Source organism: Streptomyces sp. NPDC006711 (assembly GCF_042869775.1).
Taxonomy (GTDB): domain Bacteria; phylum Actinomycetota; class Actinomycetes; order Streptomycetales; family Streptomycetaceae; genus Streptomyces.
In genome coordinates this window covers 130,188-151,404 of record NZ_JBIAGO010000003.1, presented here as the reverse complement: position 1 = coordinate 151,404, position 21,217 = coordinate 130,188, and the positions used below count along the sequence as shown (strand labels likewise).

General features: G+C 72.1%; 12 protein-coding genes. 2 read left to right on the top strand and 10 right to left on the bottom strand.

Annotated elements, in window-relative coordinates; genetic code table 11:
• Window positions 1–6: 6 nt before the first annotated feature.
• From ACFYM2_RS08350 to ACFYM2_RS08340, 3 genes are read right to left on the bottom strand one after another with little or no spacing between them, the layout of a single operon-like run.
• Complete coding sequence (locus ACFYM2_RS08350) at window positions 7–1,008, bottom strand: phytoene/squalene synthase family protein (RefSeq protein ID WP_388834456.1); 1,002 nt, start codon at window positions 1,006–1,008, stop codon at window positions 7–9.
• Window positions 1,008–2,591 (bottom strand): phytoene desaturase family protein, encoded by a 1,584-nt coding sequence (crtI, locus tag ACFYM2_RS08345; RefSeq protein WP_388834454.1) that lies wholly within the window; start codon window positions 2,589–2,591, stop codon window positions 1,008–1,010. The genes ACFYM2_RS08350 and crtI overlap by 1 nt, the downstream gene beginning before the upstream one ends.
• Window positions 2,588–3,844: a polyprenyl synthetase family protein gene (locus ACFYM2_RS08340; protein ID WP_388834452.1), complete on the bottom strand. Its 1,257-nt coding sequence runs from the start codon at window positions 3,842–3,844 to the stop codon at window positions 2,588–2,590. Before ACFYM2_RS08340 ends, crtI begins: the two co-directional genes overlap by 4 nt.
• A 222-nt stretch (window positions 3,845–4,066) precedes the next feature.
• On the opposite strand from ACFYM2_RS08340, the gene ACFYM2_RS08335 reads away from it, so the two are divergent.
• Both ACFYM2_RS08335 and ACFYM2_RS08330 read left to right on the top strand, forming a co-directional pair.
• On the top strand, window positions 4,067–5,272 hold the full coding sequence (locus ACFYM2_RS08335; protein ID WP_358994158.1) for a lycopene cyclase family protein: 1,206 nt from the start codon (window positions 4,067–4,069) through the stop codon (window positions 5,270–5,272).
• Between the two features lie 84 nt (window positions 5,273–5,356).
• Window positions 5,357–6,904 (top strand): FAD-dependent oxidoreductase, encoded by a 1,548-nt coding sequence (locus ACFYM2_RS08330; protein ID WP_388459996.1) that lies wholly within the window; start codon window positions 5,357–5,359, stop codon window positions 6,902–6,904.
• 27 nt (window positions 6,905–6,931) lie between these two features.
• Here the strand turns inward: ACFYM2_RS08330 and ACFYM2_RS08325 are convergent, their stop codons facing one another.
• The 7 genes from ACFYM2_RS08325 to ACFYM2_RS08295 all read right to left on the bottom strand — a co-directional run bounded on the left by ACFYM2_RS08325 (window position 6,932) and on the right by ACFYM2_RS08295 (window position 20,176).
• On the bottom strand, window positions 6,932–7,423 hold the full coding sequence (locus ACFYM2_RS08325) for a hypothetical protein (RefSeq protein WP_388459995.1): 492 nt from the start codon (window positions 7,421–7,423) through the stop codon (window positions 6,932–6,934).
• Window positions 7,424–7,493: 70 nt separating this feature from the next.
• Entirely contained in the window at window positions 7,494–8,051 is a 558-nt protein-coding gene (locus tag ACFYM2_RS08320) for a hypothetical protein (protein WP_350228478.1), read from the bottom strand.
• A 441-nt stretch (window positions 8,052–8,492) separates the two neighbouring features.
• On the bottom strand, window positions 8,493–9,188 hold the full coding sequence (locus ACFYM2_RS08315) for a formyltransferase family protein (RefSeq protein ID WP_388459994.1): 696 nt from the start codon (window positions 9,186–9,188) through the stop codon (window positions 8,493–8,495).
• An 88-nt stretch (window positions 9,189–9,276) separates the two neighbouring features.
• Window positions 9,277–10,515 carry a cytochrome P450 gene (locus tag ACFYM2_RS08310; RefSeq protein WP_388834448.1) on the bottom strand — a complete coding sequence of 413 codons (1,239 nt, stop codon included), beginning with the start codon at window positions 10,513–10,515 and terminating at the stop codon, window positions 9,277–9,279.
• Window positions 10,512–12,296 (bottom strand): type I polyketide synthase, encoded by a 1,785-nt coding sequence (locus ACFYM2_RS08305; protein WP_358994146.1) that lies wholly within the window; start codon window positions 12,294–12,296, stop codon window positions 10,512–10,514. Before ACFYM2_RS08305 ends, ACFYM2_RS08310 begins: the two co-directional genes overlap by 4 nt.
• A 60-nt stretch (window positions 12,297–12,356) precedes the next feature.
• The gene (locus ACFYM2_RS08300; protein ID WP_388834443.1) at window positions 12,357–14,177 is read right to left on the bottom strand and encodes an amino acid adenylation domain-containing protein; all 1,821 of its coding nucleotides are present in this window, start codon (window positions 14,175–14,177) and stop codon (window positions 12,357–12,359) included.
• Window positions 14,174–20,176 (bottom strand): acyltransferase domain-containing protein, encoded by a 6,003-nt coding sequence (locus ACFYM2_RS08295; RefSeq protein ID WP_388834441.1) that lies wholly within the window; start codon window positions 20,174–20,176, stop codon window positions 14,174–14,176. Before ACFYM2_RS08295 ends, ACFYM2_RS08300 begins: the two co-directional genes overlap by 4 nt.
• Between the last annotated feature and the right edge of the window lie 1,041 nt (window positions 20,177–21,217).

The following is a 21,217-nucleotide window of genomic DNA, read 5'->3' as shown; positions in this document are numbered from 1 at the left end:
ATCCTTTCACCCGGCCCCGGAGCGCTCCGGCCGGTGAACCACCACGGTGTCGCCGCTCGGGGCCGTAACGCGTCTTCCCCGGCGGTGGCGTACGCGTGCCCGGCCGACGAGACCGTCCAGGGCGATCAGCGCTCGCCGACGGCGCGGCACCACGGCGCGGCGGTGCACGACCTGGTAGCCGTCGGCGGCGATGGCGTCCAGGATGCCGCGGTAGAGCACGAAGGCGGTACGGATGCAGGGCCTCGACTGGGGGCTGAGCATCGCGAGACCGGGGGCGGCCTCCCGGTAGGTCCGCCGGGTCAGCTGCTCCGCCGCCTTCAGCGCCCGCGTGACACGGGCGTCCCCCTTGCCCGTTCGTCTGCTCCACTCCAACAGCTCGCGGTCGACGCCGTGGGCGGCCAGCAGATCGAGGGGCAGGTAGACGCGGCCCCGGTCCAGATCCTCGCCGACGTCCCGCAGGAAGTTGGTGAGCTGGAAGGCCACGCCCAGCGCCGCCGCGTGTGGTTCGGCCTCGGACGCCGGCACCACGGTGCCGAGCACCGGCAGCATTTGCAGACCGATGACGGCCGCCGAACCGTGCATGTAGGAACGCAGGTCCGCGTAAGTCGCGTAGGAGGTGACCGTGAGGTCGCTGCGCATGGACGCCATGAAGTCGTGGAAGAGCTGGGCGTCGATGACGTAGCGGCGCGCGGTGTCGGCGACCGCCCGGATGACGGGCCGCTCGCTCGCGCCCAGGCGCAGGCCCGCTTCGAGGTCCTGACTCAACTCCGTGAGCGCGCAACGGCGTTGGTCCGTGGTGTCCGTGCTGTCCAGGGCGTCGACGATGTCGTCCGCCCAGCGCGCGAACCCGTACAACGCGTGGACTGCCGCGCGGTGTTCGAGGGGGAGGAGGCGGGTGGCCAGGAAGTAGGTCCTGCCGTGCAGGGCGTTGAGTTCTCTGCACTGCCGGTAGGCGTGGCGCAGGCCGGGGTCGGTGATACCGGCGGCGTTGAGCTCGCGGGCGGTCATCAGGGGCGCTCCTGGGCGGCGTTGCGGACCGGGGCGGGGGTCGAGGCCGGGGCCGGGGCCGGGGCCGAGGTCGAGGTCGGGCGGTGGCGGCGGCGGGGAGCCGCGGCCCCGGTGACGCGCGCGGCCGCGAGCTTTCCCGAGACGAGCACCGTGGGCACCCCGACGCCGGGGGTGGTGCCGCACCCGGCGAGGACGACGTTCTCGGTCCCGTTGACGAGGTTGCGCGGCCGGAACGGGCCGGTCTGCGCGAAGGTGTGGGCGGCGGAGAAGGGCGTTCCGTACAGGTGCCCCCTCGCCTCCCAGTCGGCCGGGGTGACCAGGTGCTCGTCCGTCACGGACGCGGCGAGTCCGTCCAGGCCCCGGCGCTCCAGTTCGGTCAGGAGCTGGGTGCGGTAACGCGGCGCGAGTTCGGCCCAGGCGCGCGCGTCGGGGCCGATGGCGGTGTTGGGGCAGGGGGCCAGGATGTAATGCAGGTGCTTGCCGGGCGGCGCGAGACCCGGGTCGCTCGCGGTGGGCCGGGTGATGAGCAGTGAGGGGTCGCTCATGAGCCTGCCCTGCCGGGTGACTTCGTGGAATGTCCCTTTCCATGCCGCGCCGAACGAGAGGGTGTGATGGGCGAGTTGGGGCCAGGTCCGGTCGCATCCGGCGTGCAGGACCACGGCCGATGGCGCGGCCCGCAGGCCCACCGGGCGCCGGGGCGCCCGGCCCAGCAGCCGGTAGGACAGGGGCAGGTCGGGGGTGAGGACGACGGCGTCGCAGGCGATGCGTTCGTGCGCGGTCACCACCGCCGTGATCCGTTGCCCCGAGCGCTCCAGCCGCACCACGCTCTGGCCATAGCGCAGCTCGGCGCCGGCGGACGCTGCGACGTCGGCCATGGCGGCGGGAAGCGCGTGCATGCCGCCGCGCGGGAAGTACACGCCGGCGACGGTGTCCATGTACGCGATGACGGCGTACGCGGCGAGGGCGCGGGCCGGGGGCACGCCCGCGTACAGGGCCTGGAAGGAGAAGACCCTGCGCAGCCTTTCGTCCTTGAGGAAGTGCCCGATGCGCGCGTCGAGCCGGCCGAAGCCGCCCAGAGCGGCGAGTCGGGCGAGATCGGGGGTGAGCAGCTGGAGCGGCGAGTCGAAGTTGGTGTCGATGAAGCTGCCGATCTGCGCCCGGTACAGCTGCTGTAGCCAGCGCCGCAGCCCCCGGTAGCCGTGGGCCTCGCGGGCGCCGGCGAAGCGGGCGACCTCGCTCTCCATGGCGTCGCCGTCGGTGTGCACGTCCAGGGTGGCGCCGTCGGCGAACCGCGCCCGGTAGGCCGGGTGCAGCGCGATCAGCTCGACGTGGTCGTACAGGCTCGCGCCGACGGCGGCGAAGGCCTCGTCGGCGAATTCCGGCATGGTCAGCACGGTGGGTCCCGTGTCGTGCAGGAATCCGCCGCTGTCCAGGCGTCCCGCGCGGCCGCCCGGGCCCGGTGACCGCTCGACGAGAGTGACCCGGCGGCCCGCCCCCAGGAGGTGCAGCGCCGCGGCGAGCCCGGCGAGCCCGGCCCCGACGACGACAACGTGGTCGGTGCGGCCCGGGATCGTACGCCTCATGAGACCTCCTCGATCACGGCGGCACGCGTGCCCGGCGGGGAAGGGGCGGCAGAGTCCCCGGGGAGCGTCGTGGGGGACCGCCCGGCCGCGCTCTCCATGAGGGCGGCCAGGCGGCGGTGGCCGTCCGGGTCGAGTGCGGCGCGGTCGAGATGGCGGTGGGCCATGTCGAGCAGGCGCGCGATCCTGCGCGTCACGATCCGGTGGGCTCCCGTGGACGTCACGGCCTCGCGGACCGCCCGCAGGCCGTCCGCGTCGAGCCCGGCGCGGCCCACCTCGCGGCCGAACACCTCCCGGGCCGCGGTGTCGCCGGTGGCTTCGGCCCGGGCGAGAGCCACCGCCATCAGGTAGGTGGGTTTGCCGACCCGGACGTCCTGGCCCGGTGGCCTGCCGTCGAGACCGCTGAACAAGTCCCTTACATCGTCGTGGAGTTGGAAGGCGAGACCGGCGCACCGGCCCGCCGAGCGCAGGGCCGTCGTGGTCCGCGCGTCGGCGTCCGCGAGCAGGGCGCCGAGCTGGAGCGGACGCTCCACCGTGTACAGGGCGCTTTTCAGACACGCGGCGCGTACGGCGCGGGCCAGGGACCGGGTGCCGGTGATCTCGCCGTGCATGTCGAGGTACTGCCCCGCGACCATCTCGGTGCGCATCACCGCCCACACGGAGCGCACGTCCCTCGCGAGGGGCGCGGGCAGCTCCAGCTCGCCGACCATGTCGTCGGCCCAGGCCAGCGCCAGATCCCCGGCGAGGATCGCGGCGGACTCGCCGAGCCTGCGGTGACCGCCGCCCGCCGCGAGGGGCGCGTACTGGCCGGACACCGCCGCGTGCAGCGCGGGCTCGCCGCGCCGGACGAGGTCCCCGTCCATGACGTCGTCGTGGATCAGCGCGCAGCACTGAAGGAGTTCGAGCGCGGCGCACAGCCCGAGCGCGCCCCGCGTCCGCGCGTCGCCGGGTCGTGCGCGGCCCCGCAGACTCCACCACAGCAATTGCGGGCGCAGGCGCTTTCCGCCGCCGAGCGCGAACCGCTCAAGACGCGCCACCACGTCGTGCGCGAACGTCTCGTCCAGCGCCTCGGCCCATCCGGCGCGGTGCGCGAGGAACGACGCGAGCCGCGCCCGCACCGCTTCGGGAACATCGGCGTCGACCGCCGCGTACGCCGGGCCCCCGGCCGCGGGGGCCGGACCGGGTGCCGCTTGCGGCGCCGGCGGGCCGCCTCCGAGGTAATGACCGTCGCGCCGCAGGCCGTCTTCCCAGTCCATCGCGGCAGCTCCTTCGGCTTGTCCGTCCGGACGATCGGATGCTCCTGCGCCTGCCCCGACCGCCGAAGCGGATGCGCGGAAGGCGGATCAACCGTCGCCCGTCCGGCGTGAACACGGACGCACCGTGGTACTGGTGACCACGGCACGCCTTCACGTACCGGCCCGCAGCGGAAGCAAACCTGATGGAGTCACCCGATTAGGGCGAGGGGAGCATCGACGCCGATGGACGAAGCCGACGTGATCGTCATCGGGGCGGGCGCGGCCGGCCTGTCCCTGGCCGACCGCCTGGCGGCGCCCGGGTACATCGGGGGAGCGCCATCGGTCGTCCTGCTCGACGCGCCGCCGGGACCGCTGCGCCCGCCCCGGCGGACCTGGTGCTTCTGGGAGCGCGGACCCGGGCGCCACGACGAGGCGGTCACCGCTTCCTGGCGCTCGCTGCGCGTCCACGGCCAGGACGGCCGCACCACCTGCCAGGACATCGAGCCCCTGCGCTACAAGATGATCCGCTCGGACACCTTCCAGACGCTGGTGGACGAGCGCCTGGCCCGGGCCCCGCACATCACGCGGCGTTGGGCCACCGTGGAGCGCGTCACCCCGGCCGGGCGCGGAAGCCACGTCCACCTGCGCGACAGCGAGGGACGTGGCGGTCTGCTGCACGCGCGCTACGTCTTCGACTCCCGGCCCCCAAGCGCCCTGCCGCCCGCCCGCACCTGCCTGTTGCAGCATTTCCGCGGCTGGTTCGTGCGCACCCGGCGGCCCGCCTTCCAGCGTGACGCCGCGGACCTCATGGACTTCCGCACCCCCCAACCGCCCGACGGCCTGGCCTTCTTCTACGTCCTGCCCACCAGCGCCACGACCGCGCTCGTCGAGTACACCCAGTTCTCCGCCGCCGTGCTGCCACGGGACGCCTACGACCGGATGCTGCGCGGCTATCTGACCGACGTCCTCGCGGCCGGCGACCACTTCGTCACCGACACCGAGACGGGGGTCATCCCCATGACCGACGGCCGCTTCGCCCGGCGCGGCGCCCCCGGCGTCTTCCCCATCGGGGTGGCCGGGGGAGCCGTACGCCCCTCCACCGGGTACGCCTTCTCCGCCATCCAGCGCCAGACCGAGGCCATTTCGCGGGCGCTCAGGTCCGGACGTGACCCTCTCCCGCCGCCCCCGCACTCCCGCAGGTCCCGCGCCATGGACGCGGTCCTCCTGCGGGGTCTGGCCAGCGGCCGGGTGGACGGCGCCGCCTTCTTCGGGCAGCTCTTCACCCACGTTCCTATGGAGCGTCTGCTGTATTTCCTCGACGGACGGACCACCCTTGGCCAGGACCTCGCGATCGGTCTGCGCACCCCGGTCCTGCCCATGGTGCGCAGCGCGCTCTCCGCCGCCACTCGCAGGCGGCGCCCCGTCCTGCCGCCCGCCAGGCCCTCATGAGCGTCCCCTCCCCCCGAGGAACACCATGCCTTTCCCGCCAGACCCCGCCGTCCCCTTCGACCTCACCCTCCGGGCGGTGGCGCCTTGACCGCCGCCGCCCCGAGGCCGGGGCGTGACACCCGGGCCCGCCTGCTGCCCGCGCGACCCGGCACCGCACGTGCCCGCGAGGCCACGTCCCTCTCCGTCGGCGTCGTCGGAGGAGGCATCGCGGGTCTCGCGGCCGCGACGGCGCTGGCCGAACGCGGCGTGCGCGTCACCCTGTACGAACGCGCCGACACACTGGGCGGCCGCCTGGCTGGCTGGCCCACCACCCTGAGCGACGGCAGCCGGGTCACGATGAGCCGGGGCTTCCACGCCTTCTTCCGCCAGTACTACAACCTGCGCGCCCTGCTGCGCCGCACCGACCCCGGGCTGCGACGCCTCACGCCGCTCCCCGACTATCCGCTCCGGCACGCGGACGGCCTCCACGACAGCTTCGCCGCCGTACCGAGGACGCCACCGTGGAGCGCCTTGGCCTTCGCCGCCCGCAGCCGCTCCTTCCCGCCGCGTGAGCTGGCCCGGGTGAACGCGGGAGCCGCCCTCGGCCTGCTCGACGTCCGCGTGCCCGATGTGTACGCGCGCCTCGACTCGATCAGCGCGTACGACTACCTCGACACGATCCGCTTCCCCCGGTCCGCCCGGCACCTGGCGTTCGAGGTCTTCTCCCGCAGCTTCTTCGCCGACCCGCGCACCCTCTCGGCGGCCGAAATGGCCCTGATGTTCCACATCTACTTCCTCGGCTCGGCCGAAGGCCTGCTCTTCGACGTGCCGGACGAGCCGTTCCCCCAGGCACTGTGGGACCCCCTTGCGGACCGGCTGCGGCGGCTCGGCGCACGGGTCCGCACCTCCACGAGGATCGACAGCCTCACGCCGGACGCCCGGGGCGGCGTGCGCGTGGCCACGGCGACGGACGACGTCCACCACGACGCCTGCGTCCTCGCGCTGAACGTTCCCGGACTGGCGCAACTGGTCCGAGAAAGCCCGGAGTTGGGGGATCCGGCCTGGCGGGCGCGGGTCGGGAGGCTGCGTACGGCGCCGCCGTTCCTGGTCAGCCGGCTGTGGCTGGACGGTCCCGTGGCGAGCGACCGGCCCGGCTTTCTCGGCACCAGCGGATACGGCGACCTCGACAACGTCAGCGTGCTCGAACGCTGGGAGGGCGAGGCGGCCCGCTGGAGCGCCCGCACGGGTGGCTCCGTGGTCGAACTGCACGCGTACGCACAGTCGGAACGCGGCGACCGGCGGGCCGCGCGGGACCGGCTCGTCGCCCAGCTGCGTCGCGTCTATCCCGAGACGCGCGACTGCGCGGTGATCGACGCCCGGCACGAATGGCGCGAGGACTGCCCGCTGTTCGCCGTGGGGAGCTACCAGGACCGGCCGACCGTGCGCACCAGTCACCCCGGCGTCATGCTCGCCGGCGACATGATCCGCTGCGACCTGCCCGTGGCGCTCATGGAACGGGCCGCCACCACGGGCATGCTCGCCGCCAACGCCCTGCTCGCGCGGTGGGGCATCGCCGGGCACGAGCTGTGGACGGTCCCGCCCCGTGGACGCACCCTGGTGACCAGGCGCCTGGCGGCGCTGTCGGCCCACTGACAGCGCCGCCCAGGACGTCGGCGTACGTCAGGTGCTGAGCAGCCGGTTGAAGAACGAGCGGTACTGCTGGAGTGCGACGCGCAGGTCCTCCGTCGGCACCTCCTCACCTCGGTGCCACTGGCCTTCCAGGTCCCGCTTGTGCGTCGAGAACGTCGTGGCGAGCGCCTGCATGGTCTCGGCCACCAACTGGTCGGCCGCGTTGACGGAGTCCTTGGGGTCGTCGACGAACTGACTCTGGATCCGCTGCCACCTGGCGCGGAACTCCTCCTGTTCCGCCCCCAGCAGGGGCTCGTTCTCACCGGCCGCTTCCGCGTCGCCTCTTTCTTCGTCGGCCGCCCGCACGGAGCCACCCTGTTCGTCGTCCGGCGCTGCGGTGGCTTCACCGGGGAATTGCGGCGGGGTGTCGGTGAGACCTTCGGTCTCGCTCTCGGTGTCCTGCGGCCCGGTACCGGCCAGGTCCTCCGTGGACAGGGCGTCGTCATCGGGGCGGGGCATCTGCGCGTTGCTCATCTCTGTCATCTCCGCACATCCATCCGTACTTGGGCCGGTCACCGCGACGGCGGCGTCCAGCGGCCGCCGGGGCGCCGGATCACGCCGCGTCCTTGTCCGGCCGGTCTCCGTCGTGGAGCAGTTCCTCGAACAGCGCGCGGTAGTGCACCATCGCGCCGCGCAGCTCCTCGGTGGTCGCCTGGTGGCGGGCACTGCGGTCATGCACGTCGTGGGCGGCGCGGTAATGCTCCAGGGTCCTGCCGTGCTCCACCGACAGGTCCTTGACCTGCTGCTCGTACCCTTCGGTGGGGTAGCCGCGCTCGCTCATCAGCGTCGTCACGAGCCGGTCCGCGTCGTGGACGGCGTCGTCCGGGCGGTCCACGAACTGCTCCTGCACGTGCGCCCAGTCCTGGGCGTAGCGGTCGCGGGCGGCGGCCGGCAGCGGCCTGATGTCCAGGGCGTCGTGCCGTTCCTGGCGCTCGCGCAGCTCGTGCTCGCCGGCCCGGCGGCTGTCCTGCGCCTCCACGGTGCGCTCGTACTCGGGGCCGAACCGCTCCCGCAGTTCGCGGCGGCGCTTCATGACCACGCCCGCCGCCACCGCGCAGGCGATGACAACCACCACGACGGCGACAATGATGATGATGACGGTGAGGGACATCGAGTCCTCCGTTCCGTTGGCCGGCCCGGCACGCCGAAGCCCCCGGAGTACGGCCGCTGGCCTTGCGGGGCCCCCGGCCGCGCGCTCACGTGAGGGGTGGACGCGCACCGACGCCGGCGGTTGTCCTGTGGCGGACCTTCTTCTCCCTCGTCAGCGCCGTCGTCCGCCGACAGCGTGCCCGGCAGGAACAGGGCCGCTCCCGCCATCCGCTCTCCGGGCGCCGGGATCAGCCCGGCGCCGGCGATGGCGGTCCCGGCCAGGGGAGTCGTCGTCGCGGACGACTCCGACAGAGGATCGGGCAGTCACCTCCGAGCCATACGGACGTTCTACCTCCGGTTCCTATCGTGCTCCTTGGCGCGCCGGGCGACAAGGAGCACGGGACAGCCGATCACCACGGCGAAGTGCCGGGAGAGCGCCCGCTCTCCCGGCACCCGGCGCGCTTCACGACTGATGCAGCGCCCACTTGCCGCCCTCGACCCGGGCCGAACCCGGCAGCGCGATCAGCTCGGGCTTGAACAGCGGCTTCGCGTCCATCGCGGGCTCCCAGGTCGCCAGGCGCTCGTCCTGCGGAACCTCGATCCGCCGGTCCTGCGCGAGATCGGCGACCACCTTCAGGAGCAGCCGCACACCCAGCGGCGCCAGATGCTCACGCCACAGACTCTGTGCGGTCGAGCCCGGCGGCACCAGCAGGTGTTCCTGCGCGGCGAGCGGGCCGGCGTCGGTCCGCTCCGTCAGGTGGTAGACGCTCCCGCCCGTCACCTTGTCGCCGTCCCGGATCGTCCAACGGATCGCGTCACGCCCCCGGTGCAACGGCAGCAGACTGGGGTGGTAGCCGATGCAGGCGACGGCGGCACGGGCGCGGGTGCGGCGGCCGAGGAAGGCGTGGGAGTGGGCGGCGACGATGACGTCCACGCCGTCGGGGATGTGCATCGCGCGCAGCTCGGCCGAGTCCGTCCACGGGATGCTGCGCGGATACGCCCACGAACGCAGCCGGTCCCAGGACATCGCGTCGCTCTCGTCTGACCGCCCCCTGCGCAGGCGGGGCGCGGCGGCGCCGACGACCTTGTGCCCTTCGTCCAGCAGGGCGTCGCCGACCTGTACCGCGAACGCCCCGCGCCCGGAGAGATAGATGTTCACGCCTGCCCCCCGAGCGGTCCCGTCACGGTCTTGGCGTGCTGTCCGGCCGGTTCGACGTGACCAAGGGCGCCGAAGGAGTTGCCGCTCATCAGTCGACCTCTTTCAGTCCGCGGTGATCGGGCCGGAACCGCACGGGCAGCGTGGCGAACCCGGTCAGGAAGTTGGACCGGATGCGTCGCGGCTCGTCTGTGCGCTCGAATCCGGTGGTGAAGTCCCGTAGCGCCATGAGCAGTTCGGAAATCTCCACCTTGGCCAGGTAGGAGCCCACGCAGAAGTGCGGTCCGTAGCCGAAGGCCAGGTGTTTGTTGGGGGTGCGGCCCAGATCGAAGGTCCCGGGCCAGTCGAAAACACGGTCGTCCCGGTTGCCGGACGCGTGCCAGAGCGTGACGATCTCGCCCGGCCGCAGCCGTTCGCCGTGCAGGTCCACCGGGTGGACGACGGTACGCCCGAAGTGCATCGTGGGCGACGCCCAGCGCAGCACCTCCTCGACCGCCGTGTCGATGCCCGCCTCGCCGTCCTTGAGGCGCTGCCACTGATCGTCGTGGTCCGCCAGGGTGTGGACGCAGTCGATCATCGTGAGCCTGCTGGTCTCGTCGCCGCCGATGATCAGGCTGTAGCAGTTGAGCACGACGTCCTCGTCGGACAGCGGCACACCGTCGATGGAGCTGGCGATGAGCATGCTGATGACGTCGTCGCCCGGCGACGCGCGCCGCTCCTCCACGAGGTCCATGAAGTACATCAACAGCTCGTTGCGGGCCATCTCGGACTCGACCCCGTCGACATCCGTGCCGTTCGTCGACAGCGCGCTCTTGGTCAGCGAGAGCAGGAATTCGCGGTCCTGCCCGGGCACGCCGAGCAGGTTGGAGATCGTGGTCATCGGGATCCGGCCGGCGATCTCCTCGGCGAAGTCGCAGCCGCCCGCCTCGACCGCCTCGCGGACCAACTGCCGGGTGTTGGCCCGAACCGTCCGGGCGACCTGGCTGAGCACCCTCGGTGAGAGCACCCGTTGAAGGATCTTGCGCAGTGCGTGGTGGCGGTGCCCGTCGGTGACGGCCAGCATCCGGCCGGCCCCCGCGTCACCGCCCTCAAGGAGGGTGACCAGCACGTTGCCGCGCTCGGACGTGAAGGTCACGTTGTCCCGGTAGGTGGCCATGATGTCGTCGTAGCGGGAGAGCACCCAAAAACCCCGGCGGCCCTCGGTGGGCGGGTTCCAGTACAGGGGGGCGCTGTCGCGCAGGGTGCGCCAGAACGCGGTGAGGTCGCGCTCGGCGAAGGTGGCGGGGTCGCCCAGGTCCACGGTGTCCAGTACCGGAGTGCGCACGCTCACCAGTCCGTACGCCAGAACCGGCGCGGCCGGAACGGATAGGTGGGCAGCGGCACGCGGTGGCTGGCCTCCCCGGTGTGCAGGGCGCCGAAGTCCACCCGCTCACCGGTCACCCAGGCGGCGGCCAGAGCGGAAAGCGACCCAGCGTCCGGTCCCGCGCACACCAGGCCGTGGTCGCCGCGTGGGAAGGAGTCCACGTCCACGTGCGGCGCGGCGGCCGTCGAGGTGGCCTGGCCGCGGGGGGAATCGTCGGACAGCGCCGCGATCAGCTCCTCGCGGCTGCGGACGACGGCCGCCCACCGGCGGGCCATCACCTTGCGCCCCAGGTTCAGGCTGTAACAGATGTCGTCCAGGCGCTGGTCGGGATGGGCCGTGAGCCACTTCCGCAGCCTCGCGCGCCGCTGGTCGAGCGCTTCGTCGTCCAGGGCGGACAGCGTGGCCAGGCGCGGCCTGCCGACGGCCTCGGGGGCGCGCGGGGCGAGCGCCGGGGCCTCCTCAAGGACCAGGTGCGCGTTGTAACCACCGCCGCCGATCGAGGTGATGCCCGCGCGGCGGATGCCGGACTCCGGCTCCCAGGGCGCCCCTTCGCGCTGCGGGACGAAGGGGGTGCTCGGGAAGTCGAGGTCCTGGTTGACCTCCGTCAGGTTGATCGTCGCCGGGAGGGTGCGGTGGTGGAGGGCCAGCGCGGCCTTCATCGCGCCGAAGCCGCCCGACACCACACCGCCGTGGCCGACATTGCCCTTGACTCCGCCGATCGAGGTGGTGGCGGTCTGCTTGCCGAACGCCATGCTCGCCGCGTGCACCTCCAGCTCGTCCGTCATCGGCAGACCGAGACCGTTGGCCTCGTACAGGGACACCGTGTCGGGGGTGACGCCGCCGACCTCCATGGCGTTGGCGATGCACGCGCTCAGCCGCTCGGGCTGGGCCAGACCGTAGGCCATCGCGCTGACGCCGTTGTTGTTGACGGCCGAGCCCTTGACCACGGCGTAGATGTGATCGCGGTCGGCGACGGCCCCGGCCACCGGCTTGAGCAGCACGGTCACGACACCGCTGGACAGCGAGGTGCCGGTGCCGTTGGCGTCGAAGGGCCGGCAGTGGCCGTCCTTGGACAGGACGCGGTTCTCCTCCCACAGGTGACCGCGCGGGTGCGGCAGGCGGACCATCGCGCCGCCCGCGATCGCCATGTCGCTCTGGCCGAGCAGCAGCGACTGGCAGGCCAGGTGCACCGCGTAGTGGAACCCGGCGCAGACGGCGGCGACGGTGACGGCTTCGCCGGTCAGGCCCATGTAGTAGAGCGCGTTGGAGGTCATGGTGTCGGGCGACCACGCGAGACTGGCCTCGATCGCCTCGGGGCCGACCGACACGCGGTCCGGCGGGGAGCTGTAGAGCGCGGCGGTCTGCGGGTTGTTCGCGCCGTACATGCCCATCTCGGCCGTCAGCCGGTCCGGGTCGTAACCGCCGTCCTCAAGGGCCTCCCACGCGCTCTCCAGGAACAGCCGGTTCTCCGGGGTCATCGCCGCCGCCATGCGGTCACTGATGCCGAAGACCGACGGATCGAACTGGTCATACCCTTCGAGCACACCGCAGGCACGCACGTAGAACGGGCTGTGGATCAGGGTCTCATCGACCAGGATGTCCTCCTTGGCCAGGAACGACACCGACTCCCTGCCGTGGACGAGGTTGTCCCAGAACTCCTCCTTGTTCCTGGCGCCGGGCGCGCGGAGCGACATGCCGATGACGGCCACATCACCCGGGTCGTAGTCCTGCTCGGGGCTTTCGGTCATGAAAAGGCTCCTGCTTCGGGTCGGGCTTCGGGGACGGGCTTCAGGGCGAGGGGATGTGGCTCAGCGGCCGGTGGGGGCGGCGCGCCCGCGCAGCGCCGCGCGGCGGGCGCCGGCGCGCAGGCGGGCCGACGTGACGGCCTCGGGCGCGGCGCCGCTGTCGTCGTCGAGCCAGCCGGCCAGGGAGGAGATGTCACGGAAGCTGAACAGGTCGGGCACCCGCACGCGGCGGTCGAAGCGCCGGGTCATCAGGCGCGCGAGCCGGACCAGGAGCAGCGAGTCCCCGCCGAGGTCGTAGAAGGCGGCGTGGACGTCGATGCCCGTCGGCTCCAGGTCAAGGAGCTGCCCCCAGATCTCCGCAAGCGCGATCTCGGTCGGAGTGCCGGGCGCCGTCATGGGCCCGTCCGAGGCGGGCGCCGGGGGCTCCGGCAGCGCGGCGCGGTCGAGCTTGCCGCCCGGCGCCAGCGGAAGCGCCGCCAAGAACACGATGGTCGCGGGGACCATGTGCTCGGGCAGCTCGGCGGCGAGCCTGCCGGTGATCGCCGACTGGAGCGCGGCGTTTGACCAGACGCCGTCACGGGCGTCGCCCTCGGGCACGACATACCCGATCAGCTTGTTGTCCCGTACGACGGCGGCGGACTCGCGCACCTCGGGGCAGCCGGTCAGCCGGGCCTCGACCTCCTCCAGTTCGATGCGGAAGCCCCGCAGCTTGACCTGGTGGTCCGCGCGGCCGCCGAACCGGAGCTCGCCGTCCTCGGTGAACGCGACGACGTCACCGGTGCGGTACATGAGCTCGCCGTCGCGAAACGGATCGGGCACGAACCGTTCGGCCGTGGTGCGCGGCCGGTTGACGTAACCATGGGCCAGGCCCGGGCCGCCGATGTACAGCTCGCCCAGGACGCTGGCCGGCTGCGGGCGCACATTCTCGTCCAGCACATAGGCGCGGACCCCGGGCGAGGGCGCGCCGAGCGTGGGCTCACCGCTCCCGTCCTTGGGCACCAGCTTGACCGAGCAGAACACGGTGCCCTCGGTGGGGCCGTAGGCGTTGTAGACGCGGTCGGCGCCCGTCTCCCGGTACGCCCGGTCCACCAGCTTGCGCCGCAGCGGCTCACCGCCGAACACGACCGTACGCACCCCGGGCGGCAGCGCGCCCGCGTCGAGCAGACCGTTCATCACCGACGGTACGACGTTCAGATGGGTGACCTTGTCGGCGTACCGGCTGTCCGGCAGATGGACCGCGCTCTCCACGAGCACGACGGCGCCGCCCCGGCACAGCGCGGCGAAGATCTCCATCACCGACATGTCGAAGCAGACCGAGCTCGCCGCCGAGACACCGCTGAGATCACACCCCGCGAAGACCCGGTCCATTTCTGCCAGCATGGCGACGCAGCCGCCGTGGTGGATGGCCACGCCCTTGGGCCTGCCGGTGGAACCCGAGGTGTAGATGATGTACGCGGTGTCACCGGGCACGACCGGCACGGGCCGCTCGCCTGCTCCGGTCCGCACGGCCTCGCCCAGGACGACGGCGGCCGGCCCGGCCGGGCAGGCGGCCAGGGACGCGGGGGTGGTCAGCACGAGGCGGGTCCCGCTGTCGCGGACCATGAACGCCAGCCGCTCGGCGGGGTAGTTGGGGTCGAGGGGCAGATAGCAGGAGCCGGTCCGCAGGACGGCCAGGATGCTCACGAGCAGGTCGGGGGTGCGCTCGACGCAGATGCCGACCGGGACCCCGGGGCCCGCGCCCTCGGCGACGAGCCGTTCGGCCAGCGCGCGGGAGCGCTCGTTGAGTTCGTCATAGGTCAGGACGCCGGCGTCGGAGTAGACGGCGGGCGCGTCGGGGCTCTTGACCGCCTGCTCGACGAAGGCGGAGTGCAGGGTGTCGCTCACTGGTCCGTCCCTTCGGCGCGGCCGCTCGGCGCGACGTCCTGAAGGGGCAGATCGGGATGGGCGATCGAGTCGAAGAGCACGGTGCGGAACAGCGCGAGCAGGGCCGTCACGGTCTGCCTTTCCAGATAGCTCGGTTTGTACTGGATGTGGCCGACCACCTCGCCGTCGATGTCGGCCATCGAGATCTCCAGGTCGAATTTGGCGAGGTGCCTGCGCACCTGGAGTGGTTCGAGCGGGAGGGCGCCGGCGGGTTCGACGGGGGCGCCGATGCCGTGGAAGAGCTTCACGGAGCGGGGGAACGCGTCGCAGGACAGCCAGTTCACCACCACGTCGCACCACGGCGAACGGCCTTCGGCCCTCGGCGGCTTCAGGGTGGACGCCAACAGATCGAGCGGATAGTTCATGTGCTCCAGGAGGCCGAGCGAGAAGGCGTGGACCTCGCGCAGCAGATCGTGGAAGCTGCGGTCACCGGCCGGACGCGCCCGCACCAGGACGGTGTTGAGGTAGTAACCGATGGCGGACTCCCATCCCGGCTCGCCGCGCTGGGCGATCGCGGTGGCCAGGACGGAGTCCTCCACGCCGGCCGCGCGGTTGAGGGTGGCGAAGAACCCGGCCAGGACCACACTGCTGATCGAGACACCCTCGCGGACCGCGAACTCCCTTAGCAGACGCGTCTCTTCGCGGCTCCAGCGCAGCGTGAGATCGCGCCCCTCGTAGGTGACGCCGGGCGGGCGGGTCGCGGGGGAGAGGTCGAGACGGGCGGGCGGGTCGGCCAGCTTCCGCGACCACCACTCAAGGGCCGCGACGGCCGCGGGCCCCGCGAGCCACTGACGCTCCCACGCGACGAACTCCGTGTAGGGCGCGGTCGGTTCGCGGGCGGCGGGGTCGGCGCCCGCGTAGTTCTCCTGGAGTTCCCGGATCATCACGTCGGCGGAGGCCGCGTCCGATGCAATGTGGTGCACGAGCACCAGCAGGTAGTGGTCGGCGGGACCACGGGCCATCAACACCACCCGTACCAGCGGCCCGTTGTCCATGTCGAGCGGCAGGTGCCCGTACTCGGCCAGGTCCTCACGGGCCTGTTCGTCGTCCAGGCCGGTGCTGTCCACCACGACGAACTCGTACACCGGCTCGTCGAGGACGACCTGGTAGGGCCTGCCGCCCGCCTCGACGAAGAGCGTGCGCAGCGCCGGATGCCGCTCCAGCACGGCCCGTACGGCATCCTCGAGCGCCCCTTCGTCCACCTCGGTACGGATCCGGGCGGCCACCATGAAGTTGTAGGGCACGGCGTCGGGCGCGACCATCTGCATGAACCACAGCGATGCCTGGCCGTGTGAGGCGGGCGCCACTTCGAGACCGGCAGGACCGGCGCGCAGCTGCTCAAGGGCCGGCGCGTCGGTGGGCTCGAGGAACCCGCGCGCGGCCAGTTCCTCCACCAGCTCCTCGGCGTCCAGCTCGGACAGGTCGTCGAGGAAAGTCCATGGCTCCGGTGCGGGTGCGGGTGCGGGTGCGGGTGCGGGTGCGGACTCGGGCACGGGGCCGGTGGCCGGCGCCGGCACGGGGGCGAGCGCGGGCGTGGCGGCGACCGGTCCCTCGACGATCCCGACGATGTGGCCGACCACTTCCGACACGGTCCGGCCGTCGAGGAACACCACGGGCGACACCCGGTGGCCGAACAGGGCTTGCAGCCTGTTGACGAGACGGATCGCGAGCATCGAGTCGAGGCCGAAGTCGCGCAGTTGAGTGCCCTGGTCGAACCGGTCGGCCGGCACACCCACCGCGTCGGCGATCTCGGCGAGGACGACGTCCTTCAGCGGCCGGTCCGGCGCGGGATCGGCAATCCCCTGGCTCACGGCCCGCACCTGGATCTCCGCCGCCACGGGCTCCCCGGCGGGCGCCGGGGCGGCCACCTGGGCGCGGGGCACCGTGTCCAGCCAGTAGCGGTCCTTCTGCCACCGTACGAGCGGGGTCTCCACGACCTCGACGTCGTCGGCGAACAACGAGTCGTACGTCAGCGGGATGCCTCGCACGTACAGCGACGCGACGGCCCCGAGCAGACAGCGGACATCGCTCTCCTCGCGTCGCAGCGAGTTGACCGCGTGCACCTGCCTGCCCCGGCCGAGCGCGATCTCCTCGACCGCGCCGCGCAGCGTCTCGTGCGGGCCGATCTCGATGAACGTGCCGACGCCGTCGTCCACCAGCGAGGCGATGGTCTCGGCGAACCGGACCTGGTCGCGCAGGTTGTGCGCCCAGTACTCCCCGTCCGCGACCGGGTTCACCGCGCCGGCGAGCGCCGTGGAGCGGAACTCGATGGCGGGGGTCAACGGGGTGATGCCCGCGACGCGTTCGCGCAGCGGCTCGACGAGCGGATCCATACCGGGGCTGTGCACCGGCCGCTCGACGCGGATGCGCCGCGTGGAGATCCCGTCCCGCTTGAGGTCGGCCTCCAGGGCGGCGATGGCCTCGGGCGATCCGGAGACCGCCGCACTGGTGGGGCTGTTCACCACGGCGATCGCCGCGTGCCGTGCGTACGGGGCGAGCCTCGGCAGCAGCTCCCGCTCCGGCAGATCGACCGAGATCATGGCGCCGACGGCCGCTTGGCGCTCCAGCAGGTGCGAGCGGGCGACCACGACGCGGGCCGCGTCGTCGAGGGACAGCGCGCCCGAGACGCAGGCGGCCGCGACCTCGCCCAGACTGTGCCCCACGACGGCGGCCGGCTCGACGCCCAGGTCGAGCCAGACCCGCGCCAGCGAGACCTGGAGCGCGAACAGAACGGGCTGCTGGAAGTCCATCTCCTCGTACCTGGTCCGCTCGGCCGGGGCCGCGAGCTCGTCGAGTACCGAGCAGCCGCCGGCCGCGCGCACCGCCGCGTCGCACGCGCGCATCGACGCGGCGAACCCGGCGTGCCTGCCCAGCAGTTCACGGCCCATGCCCACCCACTGCGTGCCGCCGCCCGAGAACACCAGCGCCACCCGGCGGTCGCCGTTGCCGGTCACCGTCCCCGTGACGACGTCGGGGTGGGCCTGTTCCGCGGCGATCCTCGCGAGTCCGTCCAGGACGTCCTGCCGGTCGCGGGCGAACAGCGCTATGCGGTGGTTGTGGTGGGTGCGGCGGGTCGCGAGGGTGTAGGCGAGGTCGGCGACCCGCAGATCGGGGTGCCGCTCCACGTGGTTGGACAGCTCACGGCAGGTGTCGGTGAGTGCGGCGGCCGTACGCGCGGTGACGGGCACGAGGTAGGTCTGCTCGTCGCCCGCGCCGCCGCCCCCTCGGCCCGGGGCGACATGGCGTCCCCGGTCGCCCGCGAGGAAGGGGCTGGGAGTGACGGTGAGCCCGGCGGCGTACAGCGCGCCGAGCGATCCGAGCAGGGTGGAGGCCTCGTCGGCGCCGCGCCTGAGCGAGGGCAGCGTGGCCGCCGTCAGGATCTCCGACGCGGACTTCAACAGCAGCGGGTGCGGGCTGAGTTCGACGACCGCGTCGATGTCGTGGTCGCGCAGCGCCGTCAGGGCGCCGACCACCTGGATCTCGCGGCGCAGGTTGTCGGCCCAGTAGTCGGCGCCCAGTTCCGAGCCGTCCACGAGCGCGCCGGTGACCGTGGAGATCATCGGGATGTGCGTGGTACGCGGCCTGAGGCCGGCGAGGTCGGCCTTGAGCGGGGCGAGCACATGGTCGATGAGCGGGGAGTGCGGCGCGTGACCCATCCGTACCCGGTGGTTGGTGACGCCCGCGGCGGTCAGCCTCCCGGCCAGGTCGTCGATCGCCTGCGAAGTGCCGGTCACCAGAGTGGAGTTGAGGCCGTTGTGACCTGACAGCGTGAGGTCGTCGGTGAGGTACGGCCGGGTCGCCTCCGCGCTCGTCATGACCGCGAGGCCGTCGCCGCGTCCCACGGCCAGCTGCTGGAGGAGGTGGCCGTGCCGGGCGGCCAGCAGGGAGGCGTCCTCGAAGTCGAGGGCCCCCGCGATGTGCGCGGCGGCGAACTCTCCGACGCTCTGCCCCACGACGACATCCGGCTCCACCCCGAGGGAGCGCCAGGCGTCGGCGAGCGCGACCTGGAGGGAGAACAGGAGCGGCTGGAAGACGTCCATGTCGTCGATGCGGCCGTCGGGCGCGAGCAGCTGCTCGACGAGCGAGAAGCCCAGCAGCGTCCGCATCCGCCGGTCGCAGCGCATCAGGGACCGGCGGAACACCGGAAGACCGGCGAGGAGCTGCCTGCCCATGCCCACCCACTGCGAGCCGTTGCCCGAGAACAGGAACGCCACCCTGGGCGCCCGCACGGCAGGTTGGCCGACGCTCAGCCCCTCGGCCTCTCTCCCGGCGGTGAAGGCGTCCAGCTTCGTTCTGAGCTCGCTCACCGAGCGGGCGGTCACACCCAACCTGAACGCACCCTCACCCGGCGGCAGTTGGCACATCGCACGAAGGTCGTTGTCCTCGCGCAGAGCCGTGGCCCGCTCCACCAGTGCCTCGCGCGAATCCCCGGCCAGCAGGACGAGGACTCCTTCGGGGCGCGGCAGTTCCTCCACGACGACATGGCTGATCGCGCCGCCGAACCCGAACGAGCTCACACCCCCTCGGCGCGCGTCGGAGCGGCGGGGCCACGCCGTGAGCCGGTCCTGGACGGTGAGGTTGTACTCCTCGAACATGATCTGCGGGTTGGGGGCGGCGTAATGCAGGCTCGGCGGCAGTACGCCGTTGCGGATCGACAGGGCGAGCTTGACCAGGCCCACGATGCCGGCGGCCGCCTCGAGGTGGCCGACGTTGGACTTCACGGAGCCGAGCCGCAACGGCTCGTCGCGATCGGCGCCGAGTACCGCTCCGATGGCGTTGGCCTCGATGGGGTCACCGAGCGGCGTCGCGGAGCCGTGGCACTCGATGTAGTCCACCTGTGCGGGCGCGATGCCGGCCCGGCGGTAGGCGTTGCGGAGCATGAGTTCCTGCGCCTGCGGGTTGGGCGCGGTCATGCCGTTGCTCAGGCCGTCGTTCTGGGAGGAGCTGCCCTTGATCACGCAGTACACCGGAAGCTCGCGCTCAAGGGCCACGCTCAGCGGGGCCAGCACGACGACCCCGGCGCCCTCACCCCGCACATAGCCGTTGGCCCGGGCGTCGAACGGCTTGCAGCGGCCGTCCGGGGCGAGCGCGCCCATCGCGTCCATGGCGGTGTAGTAGTCGGAGACGAAGCTCAGGTTCACTCCGCCGGCCAGCACCAGTTCGCTCTCACCCATCCAGATGGACTGGCATCCCGCGTGCACGGAGACGAGCGATCCGGCGCAGGCGGCGTCGATGGCCATGCTGGGGCCCTGGAGACCGAGCACGTAGGAGACGCGGTTGGCGATGATGCCGTCGTGCATGCCGGTCGCGGTGTGCGGGGTGATCTGGACGCCGGGACCCCGGTAGTGCGCGAGCGCCGCGTAGTCGCCCCAGCAGGAGGCCATGAACACGCCCGTCTCCGTGCCGACGAGGCTGCCGGGCGCGACCCCCGCGTCCTCAAGCGCCTCCCAGGCGAGCTCCAGGATCAGGCGCTGCTGGGGGTCCATCTGGACGGCTTCGCGCGGCGAGATGCCGAAGAACAACGGGTCGAACTGGTCGATGCCGTCGATGAATCCGCCCCAGCGCACCGCGTCGCCCAGCAGCTCGCGCCGCGCGGCCGGCACCGGTCCGACGGCGTCCCGGCCCTCGGAGAGCAGCTGCCAGAACGCCGACGGGTCCGGCCCGCCAGGAAAGCGGCAGCCGATACCCACGATGGCGACGGGTTCGTGCGACGCGGCGCTGCGACGGCCCTGGTCCGGTGGCGCCTGCGCGGCACGCGGGCCCTCGGCGAGCGCGCGGGAGAGCGCGTCGATGGTCGGGTACTGCCACATCCAGGTGACGGGAACTCTCCAGCCGAGCAGATCCGACAAGGCGGCGGCGAGCGTCGAGAACTTCAAGGAGTCGAGGCCGTACTGGTGCATCGGCGTCCAGCGGTCCACCACCTCGCCGGACAGGTCCATCAGCTCGGCGACACGAGACAACAGAAACTCTGCGAGGGCATGCGAATCTCGCGCTGCGCGCTCTTGGGGCATTGCGGCTCCTCAGCGGGGCGGACGGAATGGGGCCGATGAAGGGGGAGGCCGACGGGTCATGGGGTCGGTCGCGCCGTCGGTCGGGGCAGGGCACCGGACATCAGGTGGCCAGGGCGCACACAGCCGTGTCGCGGTGAAGAAGGCCGGCGCCGGACGGTCGCGGAGCGGATGGGCCGGCGCCGGGGTGGTCGGCCACCGGGTGGCTCATGACGGGAATACGGCGCTTCGACGTGGAGAGGGCCGCAGGACGGTGAGGAAGTCAGAAGTCGGGGGAGGAGCAGACTCGTTCAGAAGCGAGGGGAGGCGTCTGCGGAGTACGTCGATGGACTCGGCATCCATGCGAGCCACGACCGCATCGCCTTCGAGTATGTGCACACGGAACTCTCCATTCGCACAACCACGTCCGACAAGCGCCAGGATCTTTGCGTCCCGGTGACGCGTGATGTGGTCCGGCGAGGAACCACATCGCATCGAGGGGCACTCGCCGGGCCGACGCACTTCAGAGTGTCATCCGGTGGTGAGTGAAACAAGTGTTCCTCATGGGTCAGAAGTGCAGTGGCGCGATTTGATCCACGAACTGCCCGTTTCGGTGTCGCGACAACTGTCGTGCCGAAGCGGCTAGTTGCTGCCGTTCCCGCAGCCTGAACAGGGTCAATGATCCATGGTTGTTACGCACTTGGGCGGGTGGCATCGAACACGGAAGCGTACACATCACGCCGCCACACATGTGTGCCCGCGCTACCAACCACCGTGCTCTGAGCAGGAGATGGGGGTTCGTGCGAGGTGTGTGGTGAGGGCGTCGCGTCGGGGCCAGGTAGACAGCGTGCGAGAGGCACTGCAAGCTGCTTGGCATGAAAATCATGAACCACGAGCCGACGCCGACTGACGTCCGCGTCCTGGTGGTAAGTACCGAACGAATAGAACTCCCCGCCCCGGGGCAGCCACTGAGGGCCGGTGCCGACGCCACCGGCGCCCGGCGATTATGGCTCG

What these genes read in the sequence shown, in the direction of transcription:
- ACFYM2_RS08350 (WP_388834456.1), bottom strand. Translation starts at nt 1,008, where the DNA reads ATGACCGCCCGCGAGCTCAACGCCGCCGGTATCACCGACCCCGGCCTG.
- ACFYM2_RS08305 (WP_358994146.1), bottom strand. Translation starts at nt 12,296, where the DNA reads ATGACCGAAAGCCCCGAGCAGGACTACGACCCGGGTGATGTGGCCGTC.
- crtI (WP_388834454.1), bottom strand. Translation starts at nt 2,591, where the DNA reads ATGAGGCGTACGATCCCGGGCCGCACCGACCACGTTGTCGTCGTCGGG.
- ACFYM2_RS08335 (WP_358994158.1), top strand. Translation starts at nt 4,067, where the DNA reads ATGGACGAAGCCGACGTGATCGTCATCGGGGCGGGCGCGGCCGGCCTG.
- ACFYM2_RS08325 (WP_388459995.1), bottom strand. Translation starts at nt 7,423, where the DNA reads ATGACAGAGATGAGCAACGCGCAGATGCCCCGCCCCGATGACGACGCC.
- ACFYM2_RS08320 (WP_350228478.1), bottom strand. Translation starts at nt 8,051, where the DNA reads ATGTCCCTCACCGTCATCATCATCATTGTCGCCGTCGTGGTGGTTGTC.
- ACFYM2_RS08340 (WP_388834452.1), bottom strand. Translation starts at nt 3,844, where the DNA reads ATGGACTGGGAAGACGGCCTGCGGCGCGACGGTCATTACCTCGGAGGC.